Origin of the sequence: Martinezella dioscoreae, from assembly GCF_009176305.1 — a bacterium.
GTDB classification, from domain to species: Bacteria; Pseudomonadota; Alphaproteobacteria; order Rhizobiales; family Rhizobiaceae; genus Rhizobium; species Rhizobium dioscoreae.
In genome coordinates this window covers 1-15011 of sequence record NZ_BLAJ01000020.1, presented here as the reverse complement: position 1 = coordinate 15011, position 15011 = coordinate 1, and the positions used below count along the sequence as shown (strand labels likewise).

The 15011-nt window shown below is 58.6% G+C and carries 16 protein-coding genes; 4 read left to right on the top strand and 12 right to left on the bottom strand.

Annotation, left to right across the window (positions count from 1 at the left end; genetic code table 11):
* Window positions 1–176: 176 nt before the first annotated feature.
* From GDN47_RS30485 to GDN47_RS30465, 5 genes are all read right to left on the bottom strand, one after another.
* Window positions 177–707 (bottom strand): VOC family protein, encoded by a 531-nt coding sequence (locus GDN47_RS30485; RefSeq protein ID WP_145324660.1) that lies wholly within the window; start codon window positions 705–707, stop codon window positions 177–179.
* A 98-nt stretch (window positions 708–805) separates the two neighbouring features.
* Window positions 806–1654: an alpha/beta fold hydrolase gene (locus GDN47_RS30480; protein WP_145324658.1), complete on the bottom strand. Its 849-nt coding sequence runs from the start codon at window positions 1652–1654 to the stop codon at window positions 806–808.
* Window positions 1655–1704: 50 nt separating this feature from the next.
* Entirely contained in the window at window positions 1705–2529 is an 825-nt protein-coding gene (locus GDN47_RS30475; RefSeq protein ID WP_152094900.1) for an oxidoreductase, read from the bottom strand.
* Window positions 2526–3428 (bottom strand): NAD(P)-dependent oxidoreductase, encoded by a 903-nt coding sequence (locus GDN47_RS30470; protein WP_145634926.1) that lies wholly within the window; start codon window positions 3426–3428, stop codon window positions 2526–2528. The genes GDN47_RS30475 and GDN47_RS30470 overlap by 4 nt, the downstream gene beginning before the upstream one ends.
* A gap of 182 nt (window positions 3429–3610) precedes the next feature.
* The gene (locus GDN47_RS30465; protein WP_145324652.1) at window positions 3611–4363 is read right to left on the bottom strand and encodes an alpha/beta fold hydrolase; all 753 of its coding nucleotides are present in this window, start codon (window positions 4361–4363) and stop codon (window positions 3611–3613) included.
* A 138-nt stretch (window positions 4364–4501) separates the two neighbouring features.
* Between GDN47_RS30465 and GDN47_RS30460 the strand changes: the two genes are divergently transcribed.
* Complete coding sequence (locus tag GDN47_RS30460; RefSeq protein WP_152094899.1) at window positions 4502–5362, top strand: LysR family transcriptional regulator; 861 nt, start codon at window positions 4502–4504, stop codon at window positions 5360–5362.
* A 352-nt stretch (window positions 5363–5714) separates the two neighbouring features.
* Here GDN47_RS30460 and GDN47_RS30455 read toward each other — a convergent pair whose 3' ends face one another.
* Complete coding sequence (locus tag GDN47_RS30455; RefSeq protein WP_152094898.1) at window positions 5715–6626, bottom strand: DMT family transporter; 912 nt, start codon at window positions 6624–6626, stop codon at window positions 5715–5717.
* A gap of 98 nt (window positions 6627–6724) precedes the next feature.
* Between GDN47_RS30455 and GDN47_RS30450 the strand changes: the two genes are divergently transcribed.
* Entirely contained in the window at window positions 6725–7531 is an 807-nt protein-coding gene (locus tag GDN47_RS30450) for an AraC family transcriptional regulator (protein WP_145324646.1), read from the top strand.
* 295 nt (window positions 7532–7826) lie between these two features.
* Here GDN47_RS30450 and GDN47_RS30445 read toward each other — a convergent pair whose 3' ends face one another.
* From GDN47_RS30445 to GDN47_RS30425, 5 genes are all read right to left on the bottom strand, one after another.
* On the bottom strand, window positions 7827–8204 hold the full coding sequence (locus GDN47_RS30445; protein ID WP_113395196.1) for a YybH family protein: 378 nt from the start codon (window positions 8202–8204) through the stop codon (window positions 7827–7829).
* Between the two features lie 150 nt (window positions 8205–8354).
* Window positions 8355–9143, bottom strand: a complete 789-nt coding sequence (gene attM / locus GDN47_RS30440; RefSeq protein ID WP_152094897.1) for an AttM family quorum-quenching N-acyl homoserine lactonase — start codon at window positions 9141–9143, stop codon at window positions 8355–8357.
* A complete protein-coding gene (locus tag GDN47_RS30435; RefSeq protein ID WP_152094896.1) occupies window positions 9140–10681 on the bottom strand; it encodes a sugar ABC transporter ATP-binding protein in 1542 nt (513 codons plus the stop codon). Before GDN47_RS30435 ends, attM begins: the two co-directional genes overlap by 4 nt.
* Before the next feature lie 10 nt (window positions 10682–10691).
* Entirely contained in the window at window positions 10692–11759 is a 1068-nt protein-coding gene (locus tag GDN47_RS30430; RefSeq protein WP_113396060.1) for an ABC transporter permease, read from the bottom strand.
* A 107-nt stretch (window positions 11760–11866) separates the two neighbouring features.
* The gene (locus GDN47_RS30425) at window positions 11867–12970 is read right to left on the bottom strand and encodes a sugar ABC transporter substrate-binding protein (protein WP_113396010.1); all 1104 of its coding nucleotides are present in this window, start codon (window positions 12968–12970) and stop codon (window positions 11867–11869) included.
* Between the two features lie 317 nt (window positions 12971–13287).
* On the opposite strand from GDN47_RS30425, the gene GDN47_RS30420 reads away from it, so the two are divergent.
* On the top strand, window positions 13288–14031 hold the full coding sequence (locus tag GDN47_RS30420) for a FadR/GntR family transcriptional regulator (RefSeq protein ID WP_113396011.1): 744 nt from the start codon (window positions 13288–13290) through the stop codon (window positions 14029–14031).
* Window positions 14032–14188: 157 nt separating this feature from the next.
* Here GDN47_RS30420 and GDN47_RS30415 read toward each other — a convergent pair whose 3' ends face one another.
* Window positions 14189–14509 (bottom strand): MFS transporter, encoded by a 321-nt coding sequence (locus GDN47_RS30415; RefSeq protein WP_152094895.1) that lies wholly within the window; start codon window positions 14507–14509, stop codon window positions 14189–14191.
* A gap of 274 nt (window positions 14510–14783) precedes the next feature.
* On the opposite strand from GDN47_RS30415, the gene GDN47_RS32250 reads away from it, so the two are divergent.
* Window positions 14784–15011 (top strand): hypothetical protein (locus tag GDN47_RS32250; protein ID WP_210386781.1); only part of this gene is annotated, 228 nt, incomplete at its 3' end.

Genomic DNA, 15011 nt, shown 5'->3' with positions numbered 1-15011 from the left:
CCGGGTGGGCGAGCTCGGAGACACCCGTCCGAGTCCACGCATAGGTTCCCTTCGGAAACAGCTCGTTTTTAACAGTCCGGAACACGTCCATGTGCTTGGACATTTCGCCGTGATAGATCTCCTGCATCCTTTTTCTTAAAAGCTTTCGGCGCGCCCATGCATTTCAAAGCTTACGCTCATTCCTCGTCCTGCCACCTGCGCAGATTCGTTTGGTCGTGATAGCCCATGCGGTCGGGCGTGGTGATGAATTCCACGGTCGTGCCCCATGGCATGCGGCAATAGCAGACCTTGTTTCCAGGACCTTTTTCGGTTGCGTAGGGAATAGCGCGTGGCGCGGTAAGAGACGTGCCACCGGCCTTTTCGAAGCGCTCGACCGATGCGTCGATATCGTCGGTGTAGACACCAAAGTGCGTAATGCCGAAGTCGCTCGCCCGAACCGGCTGGGCTTGTTCGGGGCCATGCATTTCGAAGAGTTCAATGTCCGGTCCGGTTCCGATCTTGACCATCGCCTGCGCACGCACAACCGTTCCAGGGAGAGCGCCAGTGGCCCGCTCGAATTCGGGTCCTTGCCGCGGTGGGTCCTGCGGTCCAAAGGACTGATAGATTACTTGACCGCCAAATGCTTCCACCAGGAACGATTTTGCTGCTTCGATGTCAGGCACCGTGATGCCGATGTGATTGACGCCGCGAACTTTAGGTGCAGTCATGATAGTCTTCCTTTCTCATTTATTCGATCGAACGCGATCGGGCGCAACTCGCCCGCAATGGCGCCATCCCCCGCCTCACGGCGGGGCGACCGCAGTTTTCAATTGGCCTTGAGAAAATCGATCAGAGCGGCCGCCACTTCATGCGGCCGCTCGTCCGCGACATAGTGGCTGCACCGCTCAATCGAGCCGCCCGTCACATTACTGGCGAACTCCTTGAGCATCGAGACCATATGCGCACCGAAGCGCTGCTCGCCCCCGAGACCCAGTACCGGTATCTCGAGCGGCTGCTTTTTGTACTCCAGCGCGGCCGCATGGTCAGCGGTGAGGGTGCGATACCACTCCATGCTAGCTCGCGTGCGGCCCGGGAGAGCCATCGCCTTGGCGTAGATCTCGACGTCCTCCGGATTGAAGGCACTGTGATCGTAGAACCGCTCCGCCATGAAGGCCGAAACATAGTCATATTCACGGCCATGAATCAGGCGCTCGGGTAGATCCCGGTTCATATGGAAGCTGAAGTGCCAGATCCTCGCTGTCATCGCCTCCCATTGTGTCCAGCCGGGAAGGGGAACGTCGAGGACGGCCAGGTGGGTAACAGCCTCTCGATAGATTGCGGCCAGCCGCAACGCCACCATTCCGCCAATGTCATGGCCGCACACGGCGTAGCGTTCATGCCCAAGTGCAACCATGACCTCGTGCGCGTCCCGCGCCATCGTCGCCTTGTCATAGCCGTCAAGCGGGCAGTCGGAAAAACCCGCGCCGCGCAGATCCATGGCCACGACGCTGAAATGCTCGGCCAGCAGCGGCATCACGTGATGCCATTCCCACCACGTTTCCGGCCAGCCGTGAAGCAGAAGGATCGGTGAACCGGAGCCTCCCGTGACGGCGTTGATCTTGATGCTATTCACTGGCACCAGCTGCTGGGTAAACCCCTTCAAAGTTGCGATCATGATCCCTTTCCAATCGAGGTTGACATTCAAACAGAGCTTGCGGCCAGCGCTCAGGGCTGGTCGAAATCGGTCGCGATCGTGATGTCGCGCCAGGCGTCGATATCGCGGCGGAAGGAAGCCAGCTTGCGCTCAGCGATCGAATGCGCGATCGGGCCGAGCGGCAGATGAAGCGGAGCGTTGTCAGCATCGACTGCCTGCAGGATCACCGCGATCGCCTTGTCGGGATCGCCCGCCTGATTGCCGTTGTTGGTTTCGCGATAGTGCTTGCGCGAGCTCGCGGCGTATTCCAGCATCTCCTTGGCCGCTATGGTGATCGAACGACCAAGGAAATCGGTGCGAAACGGACCAGGCTCGACGATCAGCACGCGGATGCCGAACGGCGTCAGCTCGTCAGCGAGCGCTTCGGAAATCCCTTCCACGGCGAACTTGGCGGCATTGTAATATCCGCCACCGCCGCTGCCGGCGATGCCTGCGCCGGACGACATGTTGACGATCGTTCCGCCCGAACGTCGCAGGACAGGCAGAGCGGCTCTGGTGGTTTCGATCAGCCCGAACATGTTCACCTCGAACATCGGCCGATATTCTTCGGGCGTACCTTCCTCGATCGCGCCGAACAGACCGTAGCCGGCATTGTTCACGAGCACGTCAAAACCGCCGAATGTCTCGACCGCGTTCGCGACCGCTGCCTTGGCTGCCGCCGCATCCGTCACGTCAAGCGGCAAGGTGATCATGCGGCCGGCGAAAGGCTCAGCCATTTCTCCAATCGTTTTGACATTGCGGGCCGTCGCGATGACCCGATCGCCGCGCTGTGCCGCAGCAAGCGCGAGCCGCTGGCCAAAGCCGCTTGAACAGCCTGTGATGAGCCAAGTCTTCATTGGTTTGTCTCCGCGTTGGTTTCAGGTAACGCCAAGCTATCGACGCCACGAACCGTCATATCGGCCATGATCGACCAATCCTTTTCGCCGAGGCCCGCCAAAACGGCTTTGTCGAGCCCCTCGCGGATAGCTTCGAGCATCGGGAGCGTGCGTCCGATCTCGTTGCTGGCCTCAGTTGCCAGGCGGATGTCCTTGAGTGCGAGCTTGGCCTTAAAGCCGGGCTCGAAGGACCGTTCCGTGATCTGCGTGCTGTAGCTCTCATAGGCGCGGCCCGAGAACAGGGTGCCCAGGATGAGTTCAAAGAAATCCGCGCTGTCGAGGCCGACGCTCTCGGTCAGCACGACACCCTCCGCCATCGCCTCGATAGCCATGGCGATCATCATGTTGCAGGCGAGCTTCGCCGCATTCGCGCGAGCGGGGTTCTCCCCCAACTTCCAGACCTTTTTGCCGAGGGGAGCGAGCAGCGGCTCGATCGCGGCAATTGCATCGGCCTTCCCGGCCGCCAGGATGTTAAGCTGGCCACTCGCCGCTACGTTCGGTCGTCCGAGAACCGGTGCGGACACATAGCCAAGGCCCGCCTCTTCGTGCAGCAGCTCCAGTTCTCGCGCGAAAGCGACCGAGATCGTTGATGTGACAACATGGGTGGTCAGCCCTGGTTGCGCGCTTGCGAGCAGGCCGGCATCGAGGATCACCTCTCGAATGGCAGCGTCGTCGGATAGCATCGTAAAGACTGCATCAGCCTGGAATGCATCCGCCGCGAATTCGACAAGCGTCACCCCTGGGACACTATCCCGGGCGACCTTGCTACGGTTCCAGGCCCAAACGTCATGGCCTGCCTTCACTAGGTTCAGGGCCATTGCCGAGCCCATACTGCCGAGACCGATAAATCCGATCTGCATGTTCTATCTCCTGTTGTTCGGATGAGAGCTGGCGCGGGGTCGGACCCAGCCGCCGGGCGATCGTCAGACCGAGACCTGCGCCAATGAGTTGGCCGATCGCGATGCCGAAACCACAGGAGTGGCTTCGGCGCATGGGTCACGAAACATCCGCAGCCCTGAGCCTGAACATCAAGGCATCGGCATCATTTGCTCGCCGCTTCGGCGATGACGTCGGCGACTTCGCGCGGGTACGAGATATAAACCGCATGGCTGGCACCGGGCACCTCGGTGACCTTCGCACTTGCCCGCTTGTACAGGGATCGCTCCGCCTCGACGGCGACAGCCATGTCCAGCCCGGCCACGATGCCGTAGCTCGGCTTGGTCTTCCAGGCCGCGTGTTGCGTCTTGGTTCCGAGGATCTTCGCTGATACCGGCACCTGCGAGTTAGCCATGAAATCCGTCTCGGCCTTGGAGAGGTCAGCGGCGAATCCCAGCCGGAACTTCGCTGGATCGAACAGCAGGAAACCGTCTGACGTCGACTTGAACGCGTCCGCGGTCGGACTCGGCCACTTCTCAAACAGATCGCCTACGCTCTCGCCAACATCCGGGACGATGGCCGCGACATAGACAAGTGCCGAAACCTTTGGGTCGACGCCGGCTTCGGTGATGATTTGACCACCATAGCTGTGGCCAACGAGGACGATCGGCCCATTTTGCTGCTCGATAGCGCGGTGAACCGCCTGAACATCGTCCGCCAGCGAAGTATTCGGTTCCTGGACGACCGTGACTTTCAAGCCTTTGGCCACCAGGCGCTCATAAACGCCCCTCCAGCCGCTGCCATCGACCAACGCGCCATGGACCAAAATCACATTTTGGGCCGGTTGCGCGAAAGCGGACGGCGCGCCGAACACCACTGCAAGAGCCGCAGCACCGAGATAGAGAGACTTGAGGGACATTTGCCGTTCCTTCCGAAGGACATGAGGTGATACACGAGAGATGGGCCGATGGGCCGATGGTGGGAATCTAGGTGCTTAGATTTGTTCTTTAAGTGACAAAAATGTATTCTCGGCGTTCAGTTTTGTAAGGGTGCCGCGATGGAATGGAGTGACGTCAAAATCTTTCTTGCGGTTGTGCGATCCGGCACGCTCGGCGGCGCGGCGCGTTCTCTTCAGACAAGCCATCCGACCGTCGGCAGGCGCCTGCGCGCACTTGAGCAGGCGATCGGCCACACGCTCTTCCAGCGGACCGCGGACGGTCTTGTCCTGACCGAAGAGGGCCACGGGATCATCGCGCTGGCGGAGCAGATGGAAGAAGGCGCGCTGGCCATGGAACGCCGGCTTGCGGGGCAGGAGCAGAATCTCAAAGGCAGTCTGCGCGTTTCATCAGCCGACTGGTTCGGGGCCTACGTGCTGCCTCCCATACTGGCGGATTTCTCGAACGCCTATCCCAATGTCGATGTCGAGATCCTGACCGGCACGCGCCTGTTCAACCTCGCCCAGCGCGAGGCCGACGTCGCTTTTCGTATCGTCCCGTTCAACACCGCCGATGTCGTTCAGCGGCGCCTCTTCAGGCTTGAATACGGCGTCTACATCGCCGAGGAATCACCTGATCCTAAATATGGCGATGGGGCTGGCTTCCGGCTGATCACCCACGATACGTCGACAGGGCAGTTTCCCGATATCGCTTGGCTCACCGAGAGCTTCCCCAACGCGAGACCGGTCCTGCGATCGAACAACCGTAACGTCCAGGGCCGCATGTGTCGGCAAGGCGTCGGGATCGCCGTCCTGCCCCGCGTGGTCGGCGATCAAATCGCGGGTATCCGCAGACTGGAACTGCCGATGCCGCCGCCGGCGCGAGACATCTGGATGGGATATCACCGGGACCTACGACGTCTTCAGCGTCTTCGTGCGTTCATCTCGACGGTATCGAACCATCTCGTGAGCGCGACCGCATGATGAGCAGCCCGGAGATGATTCAAGACTGCTCGAAAATAGGCCGATCGGTCGCCGCTTGCGATTGAGTTAGCCGCGCCTGTCTACGAAATGGTGCGACCGACGCCCGGTTCGACCTCGAGTTCGACTTTGAAACGCGTGCCGCCGAGCTAGGCTGCAGTGGGTGTCGAAGCCATTGCGGTATCGTCGTGTCGTTCTGTCCGTGTACAAGCAAGCCGCGGAATATCTTTGCTGGCTGGAGGTATCGTCTACGGCGGCAGGAGCCCGCCAAATGAAACCACGAGGCAAGGGACCACCATAGTGGAGGTGGAGCGGGCAGCCCGGCGTCTTATAGCCACGGTCTTCGGCCTGCTACTTATTGAGCTCTCGTCGCCACTGTCCTCTGGTCTGACCGTTCGCGGACAGATTTCCGCTGCACGAGGATGATACCCGCCACCGTCATGCCGCCACCAATAAGATGGTAGACATACAAGGTCTCGCCGAGAAAGATGGCCGCAACGATGGCGGTAAGTATCGGGATCAGGTTCATGAAGATCGCCGTGCGGGCCGCGCCGAGATGCTTTACCGCCGACATCCAAACGAATGGCGCAAGGATTGAACCGGGGATTGCCGCGTAAAGCACCATGGCCGTATTTGACAGGTTCAAACCGGATGGGGCCGACAGCAGATAGCTTGGGACGAGCAGCACGACCGCGGCACCGATCTGCACATAAATCGACGTCCAGGTGGCAAGCGGAATGGCCCAGCGTCTCAGAAGAATGCCGTAAGCGGCATAAGCCAGAACCGCGACCAGCATCATCGCATCGCCGCGCCCCACTCCCTCCGACAGAAGCCTCGATGGATCGCCGTGGCTGAGAACGACAAAGATGCCGGACAAGGAAACAACGCCACCGATCACCGCAAGGCTGGAGGGCCTCTCATGGAAGAAAACTGCGCCGAGGATCAACGTCAGCAGCGGCACGAGCGAGAGCATGATCGCCATGTTGGTGGCCGTGGTGAATCCGGCGGCGTAATATCCGAGGCCCTGGCATGCAGCCATGCCCAGCAGGCCGAGCAGGATGAGCTTGGGCAAGTGGGACGCGATTGTCCGACTCTGGCGCCAGGCATCCCGTCCGACCAGCGGCGTCAAGATGACGAATGCGATGAACCAGCGCTCGAACGCAATAGTGCCGGGCGCAATGGTGCCTGCGGCCAGCTTGCTGACGATGGTATTCCCCACCCAGATGAGGACTGCCAGCAACGAGAAGAGCAGATATTTGATAGGCATTTCGAGCCTCCTTGTTCGTATCGGCTCCTGCCTAGCAAAAGTCTTTCTTGCGATATATAGCGATAAAAGGACATTGAGTTACGACGATAGGACGAAGGATGAAGACTGTCATTCCTGTCGGCAAAGATCCGGCGCCTCTGTCATTCCGCACGGAAAGCTATGGGGCCGGTGCCGTCTTTGAGGAGAAAAGGCAACCCTGGTGCAAGGTCGGTTATGCTGTCAGCGGCGTAATGGAAGCGCGGGTTGAGGGAAGGCGTTTTCTCTGTCCGCCTCATTACGCAACATGGATACCCGCTAACGCGTTACACGCCTGCCATAACCGTGAAAACGTTAAATTCGTCTCGATTTATATCGACCGCGATCTCTGCGTCGGCATGCCCGAAACAGCCTGCACGCTCGAGCTCAGCCCACTCATCAAGGCGATCCTTGCTGATTTTGCCATACGTGGGATAACGGTGCCGGAGACGGATGCGGATCGGCGGCTTGCATTCGTCCTGATCGATCAGTTGCTGAACGCGCCAAGGCGCGAGAGCTTCCTGCCCGTCTCGGGCGACGATCTGCTGCAGCCGCTGATCGACGCGCTGCAGGCGGATCCGAGCGACCGCCGCTCCCTATCAGAATGGGCACGATCTCTTCAAACCACGGAAAAAACCCTATCACGCCGATTCAGCGGACATCTCGGCATATCGTTCAACGAATGGCGACAAAGGCTGAAGCTGATTGCTTCGCTGTCGCTGATCGAAGACGGCAGATCAGTGCAATCTGTCGCAAAGATCCTAGGATATAACAGTTCTTCCGCGTTCATCACTATGTTCCGGCGACAGACCGGAACGAGCCCAATGAATTTGCGACCTACGCTATACAGGAAGATCAGCGCTGATCGCCGCAATGCACTTGGCTCTTGAAAGGGTCTGAACCTGCGGTCCCTTCAACTACTTTGTTCCATTTCAATGAGCTAGTATGGCAGGCAGCATCATCTGACACCGTCGTGCCAGAATCTTCTGCAGTTTTCAAAAACACCAACTGTGGCGCTCGCTCTTAAAGCGCTCGTGGCAATGCTTCCGCCGTTTCCATCAAGTTGCGGGGGGCGCAGACATACATGATGACGCCGGCCCCCCGCAAATGCCATCTTGGACATTTCCGATTCGGAGTGCCTACGACTTGACGGATCAAAACGCTTTGGCCACATGTCGCTTGAGTCTAAAGATTTGAAAAATGATGAAGCGCTATTAGCCATTCGTCTTCCGTCTCCACCACGACGAAAGATGAGCGCACCCTGTTGCGCAAGATTGTACCGTCCAGATGGTGATTCACGATGTTGCCGAAACCCTGCGCTATGAACACGCCCTTACCCAGAGAACGGATATTCTGATCCACTAGGGACAGCGTAACACCCCGGAGGCTACCTTCGTAGCTGCCGAAATACTCCTCGACCTCCGCGCGGCCGACATAGAGCCTCGGGAGCAGGCCGAAAAAAACGGCGTCGCTCGTGTAGATCCGAGCAAGCGCCTTGCTATCCCAGATCGCCGCGGCGTCGTTCCACCGCTGCTGTATCTCATTGAGGATCATATCATGCATTTGAAAACAGGAGCTCCGAGACGGAAGCCTTGCGACGGCCATCGTGGGTTATTTTCAGGTCGAGTATGAGGGTGGCGTGGCAATACGCCAGTGCACGGCGGCCACGCCTACCGTCGGGGGATCTCCGCCGACGGTATCTTCTTGTGCAGATCAGTCGTAGTATTCCACGGGCGCCTTCTTGAAGGTCTGCCATGTTTCCATGTCGTGGCCGGGGACGACGACCGCGTTTTCCTTCTCAACGATGCGGCGCAGCCTGCGCACGGACGCGGCGGCTTCACGCGCCGAGGTCAGAGCGCCGGGCAGGCATTTCTCGTTCCAGTGATCCATCGTGTAGGCCGCGTCAATCGCCAACAAGATTGGACCACTGTTAGGTAAGCGGACCATGATGGACTGGTGGCCGGGCGTATGACCGGGCGACAGGAATGTTTGCACGCTGCCGTCGCCGAAGACGTCGTACTGGTCCTCGTCTTCCATAACGTCCCAAGTGATGCCGTCCTTGGTCAGGTCCTTCTTGATGTAGCCGCCCTGCATGAACCAGTCGGCGGAGAAAGCCCAGTCGATCTCGCGGCGCTGCACCAGATGGCGAGCCTTGGGGAAGTTGCCACAGGCGCCCGAGTGATCGAGATGAAGGTGAGAGTGAAGCACGAACTTGATGTCATCAGGCTTCATGCCAATGATAGCAAGCTGGTTCACGCAGCCTTCCGACTGATCCATGATCGGATAGTACTTCTTGGTCGTATCGCCCCACCAACCTTCCGGATCGACTGCCGCCTCGACGGCCGTGCCGCCATCGATGACGATATTGCCCTTGGGATGAACGATCAGATACCACGGTATCGGCGTGAAGAACGGCTGCTGACTATAACCGAGCTTGATATCGACTTCCTTTTGCCGGATTTGTCCTGTCTGGAACATATAGAGCCTTACATCAGTGCTCATGTCGTCTCTCCTCCTCTGATGGAAAAATGCAGTCGCTTAGCGGGCGCTTTCAATTTGCCACTCAACGTTACCGCCAGTAACTCATCGTAGGTCCAGCTGGTCTTCGGTGCCTCCGCAACGCAATTGCCGTCGTGGATCACCATCACGCGGTCAGCCAGAGTCAACGTCTCTCGCAACGAAGATGAGACCAGCAATACCGCAGCTCCATCCTGTGCAAGTTGAAGAATGATTTCGTAGATTTCCTTGATCGCCCCCACGTCGACGCCGTTCGTCGGTTCAACGATAATGTAAAGCGATGCGCCAGCACTCATCCATTTGCCGATGACCAGCTTCTGCTGGTTTCCTCCGGAAAAGAAGCGAACTTGGATGGCGGAATCACGCGGGCGCACAGCGAGCTGCTCCATGACGCTATCGGTATATGTTTTCATCACGCGTGGACTGATGGCCAAAAACCGCTCTAGTCTGCTCATGACTGGAAGGCAGATGTTTTCAGCCGCCGAAAGCGATGGAAAGAGAGCTTGCTTGCGCCGGTCTTCTGGAACGAGGGCCACACCTGAACGACGTGCAGCCATCGGCGTTTTGACGTTGATAGCCTGTCCACGCAGGCTGGCTTTGCCTGTATGGCGGATAACGCCCCCAAGTGCGCGTGCGACATCTTCCATGCCGCCGCCCACCGGCCCGGTAATGCCAAGAACCTCACCCGCCTGGACCGTAAAGGACAGCGGCGACAGCTTGGTGGTCGCTAGATCTTTAACCTTCAGTAGGATCTCAGGGCGAACTTGGCGGCCATAATTGTAGATGGAAAGTTCGGCGCGGTTGCGATTCACCATCAGTTCGGTGACACGGTCTTCCGTCACCTCCCCTCGGTTCAGTGTGCCGGAGACGGCTCCGCCCCGCAAGATGGTGGCGCGGTCACAAATTTCCTGCACCTCCTTGAGGCGATGAGAAATATAGACAATGGCAACACCCTCCATCTTGAAGCGTTCGATGATGCGGAAGAGAACTTCCGATTCTGCGGCAGAGAGGCGCGCCGTCGGCTCGTCCAGCACGATGAGCTTGTAGCGCCGATGAAAGAGGGTCGCGAGCGTGACGAGTTGCATCTCCGCTGCTGACAGCGTCCCGGCAAGACGGCGCACATCAAGATCGATGCCCATCAAAGTGAGAATCCGCGCTGCCTCATCATGGATTTCTCGCCCGCTGATGCCAATCCGGCCCGGCTCGTTACCGAGAAGAATATTCTGCCCAACGGTGAAGCTGAGCACAAGCTCGGCATCCTGATAGACGGCGCCAAGACCTAGGCGATGTGCTTCCGGTGGACTGGAAACCCGCACAGGAACGCCGTCGAGGAGAATTTCACCGGCGGTTGGCGAATAGACGCCGGTGAGAATCTTAATCAGCGTCGATTTACCTGCGCCGTTTTCGCCAAGCAACCCGTGCACTTCCCCAGCGAGAAAGTCGAGGCTCACGCCTTTGAGGGCTTTGGTACCGGCGAAATCCTTCTCGATATTTTTCAGTTCGACGAGCGCCGTCCTGGTCATGATCTTGCCCTCAGATAAACTTCAGATGGACTTCTTCGCGATTGAGAAGCGCGTTGGCACCGACCGCGATGATGAGAACCGAACCTTGGAAAATGTGACGGGCGGCAAACGGGAACCCGACCATGTTCATGCCGGAGTCCACCATGTAGAGGAAGAAGACCCCGATGAGCGTCCCGAGCAAGTGCGGCTTTCCTTTACCCAAGACCGTTGCACCGAGGAAGACGGCAGCAAACGCCTCCAGCAGGTATCCCTCCCCACCCACGGGCTGCGCAGATGAAGAAATCGACGTCACGAGGACCCCGGCAATCCCGGCCATGAGAGCGGAGAGAATAAAAGCAAGGATGACCCACCGATACACATTGATGCCGGAATAGAACGCTGCCACGGGATTATCGCCGACCGCTGCAATGTAGTGGCCGATACGTGTACGTGACCCGGCGATCAAAGCGACAAGGAAGACGGCAAGCAGAATGAGGACAGGGACGCCAACCATTCCAAGCTTGCCCTGCCCAAGATAGAGGAAAGCTGATTCGTCATAGCCGACAGGCACCTGATAGCCACCGGTGATGAATATGTTGATGCCCGACAGCACAAACATGACACCAAGCGTCACGACGATACCTGACAGTCTCCCATAGGTCACGAGAAGACCATTGACCGCCCCTATCAAGCAGGCCGCGAGAAGCGCAACGCCAATCGCCACCCAAGGCCCAAGGACCGGGATTAGAAAAGCGACAACGATCGATGACGTTGTGACGGTCAATCCAATCGAAAGGTCAAAACTTCCTGCCACAACGACCCATGTCAGTCCCAGTGACACGAGCGCGCTAACAATCATTGAAAAAAGAATATTATTCAGGTTTGAAAATGTCGCGAAGTAAGGCGACGCCAGCGAAAAACCTGCTCCGGCTGCAAGCAGCACGACGATCGTGCCCCACCGTCGGAGGAACCGCATTGCCAACGATTCCATTCGCCCCGCAACCTGTGTTTTCCGAACGATTTTTTCGCGCTTCGTCTTATTGGCGGTATCATCCAGCTCAGCTTTCGTCACTGTTCTATTCCAGTCGTTCTTGATCATTGGAAGGCTCATTTGGCCAAGTGCCGAATTGGCCGCCTTGTGTTTGGTGCATCCGGGTGCCGATGTGGCGAACTCGAAATGTTGCTTGCCACGTGCTACATCAGCCATTAGCCACCAAACTGCTTGAGCAGCGCGATCGCTTGTTCATCCCAGCTTTTGAGTTCGGCAAGGGCCTCAGTCGCCTGATCAGGTGTCTTGGAAATGACCGGAATGCGGTAGACGATATTTGGCACATCCTCGCCACGCGCCAGCTTAACGGCCAGTTCACCGGTCTTGCGACCGATTTCGGGGAACGGAGAATCGCAACTGAAGACGACTGGGACCTGCTTGGCGGCCCAGGCTTCGAGGAACTGAGTCGAGAGGTAGTGGTTGAACAGAGGAACGTCATCGCGATTCATCTGCTTTAGCGCCTGGCCGGCACCAAGAGTGAATGGCCACCACCACGATATGAAACCCGCCAAGGAGCCCGGCTGGGGATTGGCCTGCAGCAGGGAAAGCATATTTTTGCGACCAACGGAAATTTCGTCCGTCGTGCCCTGTCCCCCGTCGATGAAGGGAAGAACCTTCATGCGCGGCTCGTAGCGGCACATCAGCTCGAACATATCGACTTCCATGTCGAACGGCGTGAAGTAGCCACGCTGCTCGGCGGTCTGGGCGAAGGTGCCCTGACGCTTGCAGTAGTTCTGCACGAAATATCCGAGCGTGGTGGCGGTGCCCCACACGTCGTCCATGACGGCGGGGGAATCCTTCACCGGGATCGTAAAGCCGACGGTCTTGATGCCGCGCTTATGTGCCTCGTCGGCGATGTAGGCCGTCTCGGATTCTTGGGAGTAAATACCCACGACGAGAGCGTCGATGCCGCGATCCAGCAATGCACGGGAAGCGGCCTGCTCGCTTGCCTTGGTCGGCTCGCCACGAACTGTGACGACCTCGCCACCGGCATCGAGCACTGCCTTGACGATTTGCCAGCAGCCGCGACGCCAGGGCTGGTTGAACGGTCCATAAGTCAGAGGCACGCCGATGCGCACCTTCTTGCCAGGTGCCGGCGGCGTGATTTCGTCGGCACTTGCCAGCGTAGCGGTACCGGCGAGCGCGGCGCTCCCAATTGCGCCGACGGCTCCCTTCAGAAGGGTACGACGGCTGAATTCCGCATATTCGGTGGCTTCCTGCGCCAGCCCGCGCAGCCGTGTCATGTCGTCAAAAAAGCTCATGCATTCCTCCCTTTTTGCTTAGTTCACGCGAGAAGCCCAACGCGTTCTCCCTGGACAAACTGAATCCCGGCAGGGCGCGCGTTGCCGGAAGCGTCTTGCCTGAATGACGCTCCTTTCCTGCTTCGCTCGACCGGATAACCGTCGCGGCGGCTGCTCAGCCACCCTCCTCTGGTGGATAGAGAACCATATAACCTGGTTGCCTGACAAGTACTTTCTGCTATTCTTGCGGAAAAAGATGCAGTAGGGCAGTGGCAGGAGGCAAAGCCTGTTAAAACCACTCCGGATGGCAGAGTCGGGGAAAACGCTCGGAGGTGCGCATGGTACTAGATCACAGGGTAACACGCGGCCCTTCGCTTGTGGATTCGGTAGCCGGCCGTATCCGTGCCGACATTACGTCCGGAACTTACGCAAAGGGCGACAAGCTTCCGACGGAGCGTGTTCTTTCGGAGAAATACGGCGTGAGCCGGCCCATTGTGCGTGAGGCGATCGGCACGCTCAAGCGCGATGGTCTGGTCGCAACGCGTCAAGGGCTCGGAGCCTTTGTCATCGAGACGAAGGAGGTTGCGTTCCGGTTGGCAGGCGTCGATCTGACGGATTCGCTGGATGTCCAGAATGTTATCGAGTTGCTGATGGCGGTTGAATCCGCTGCAACGGCGCTGGCAGCAGAGCGGCGTACCGAAAAGCAGCTTCGAGAGATCGAGCGTCGGCTGAACGCCATCCAGATGGCATTCGACAACGGTGCAGCCGGCATTGAGGAGGATCTGGCGTTTCACCGGGAGATCGTCGATGCATGCGGCAATCCGTACTTTCGGGAGATGTCGGACTTCCTCGAAACCCATGTCCGAAATTTCATCCGCAAAGCCCGTGCCAGCACCCTGCGCAACTCCTTGCTCGAGCAGGTGCAAGGCGAACACATCGCCATCTACAATGCAATTGCCAATGCCGATGCGCAGGGCGCGCGGCTTGCCGCAGAGAACCACCTGCGCGGCGCCGCCACCCGGCTGACCTTGCTCCTCAAAGGGGTAGATACGGAACATCCATCAAGAGAAAGCACCCGCTAAAGGCAAGGAATCGGCCGACATTGCAGCTGCCCGAAGCGGCGGCTACAATGGTATGGTGACTATCACCGCCTTTGCTAGCAGCCGGCTCTCTGGCAGTATTGCTGAGACTCGCGCAGTAAAGGCTTTTCATCCCGGAAATCCTCCGAGATGTCGCTGCTCATGATCGTATGAACACAAATACGGCCGCAGCCGAAGCGAGAAAGGTTGCGACGGCCAGCCCGATCGAAATATGCATGCCCTCGACGAAGGCGGTCGAGCCGACCGCCCCGATAATTGAGCCGAAGAGCGCAACACCGATAGCACCGCCGATCTGACGGGCGGAATTGAGGACGCCCGCTCCGATACCGGCGCGTCCGGTCTCGGATTCCGAGATCGCCGTCGTCATGACCGAGGGAACGATCAGAGGAATGCCCCCTCCGGCGATGAGAAAGACAGGGATGATTGTCGAAAACGGTGTAGCCGCGTGGATCGACAGCATTGCGGCGTATCCCCTGCTTGCGAAGGCCTGCAAGCATGATCAGACGGGAGCCTCTAGCTCCGATCAATCGACCGGCCACGATGTTGACCACCATAATGATGGCCGTCATCGGCGCGAAGGCAAGTCCCGTCTCGAAGGCAGACCTGCCTTGCACGATTTGAAAGAACAGGCTGAAGACGAAGACCAATCCGTAGAAGGCGAAGTTGACAACAGCGCCGACCCATATCGCCGTGGAGAAGGCCCGGCTTCGAAATAAGGTCAGCGGCGTCATGGGATGTTTCGTCACCCTTTCGATGCACAGAAAGACGATAAAGAGAAGGATACCCGCAAGCAGAGCTCCGCCGACCCACAGATTGCTCCATCCAAGATCTCCGGCGTGAGTAAGTGCGCCCGTGAAGCACGCGAGCGCGATGGCGGCGACGAGCTGTCCGGCGATGTCGATGTCGCGCCGTTCGTACCTAGGCGAGGATGGAGCGAAGCGAGAGGCCAGCCAGGTTCCTAT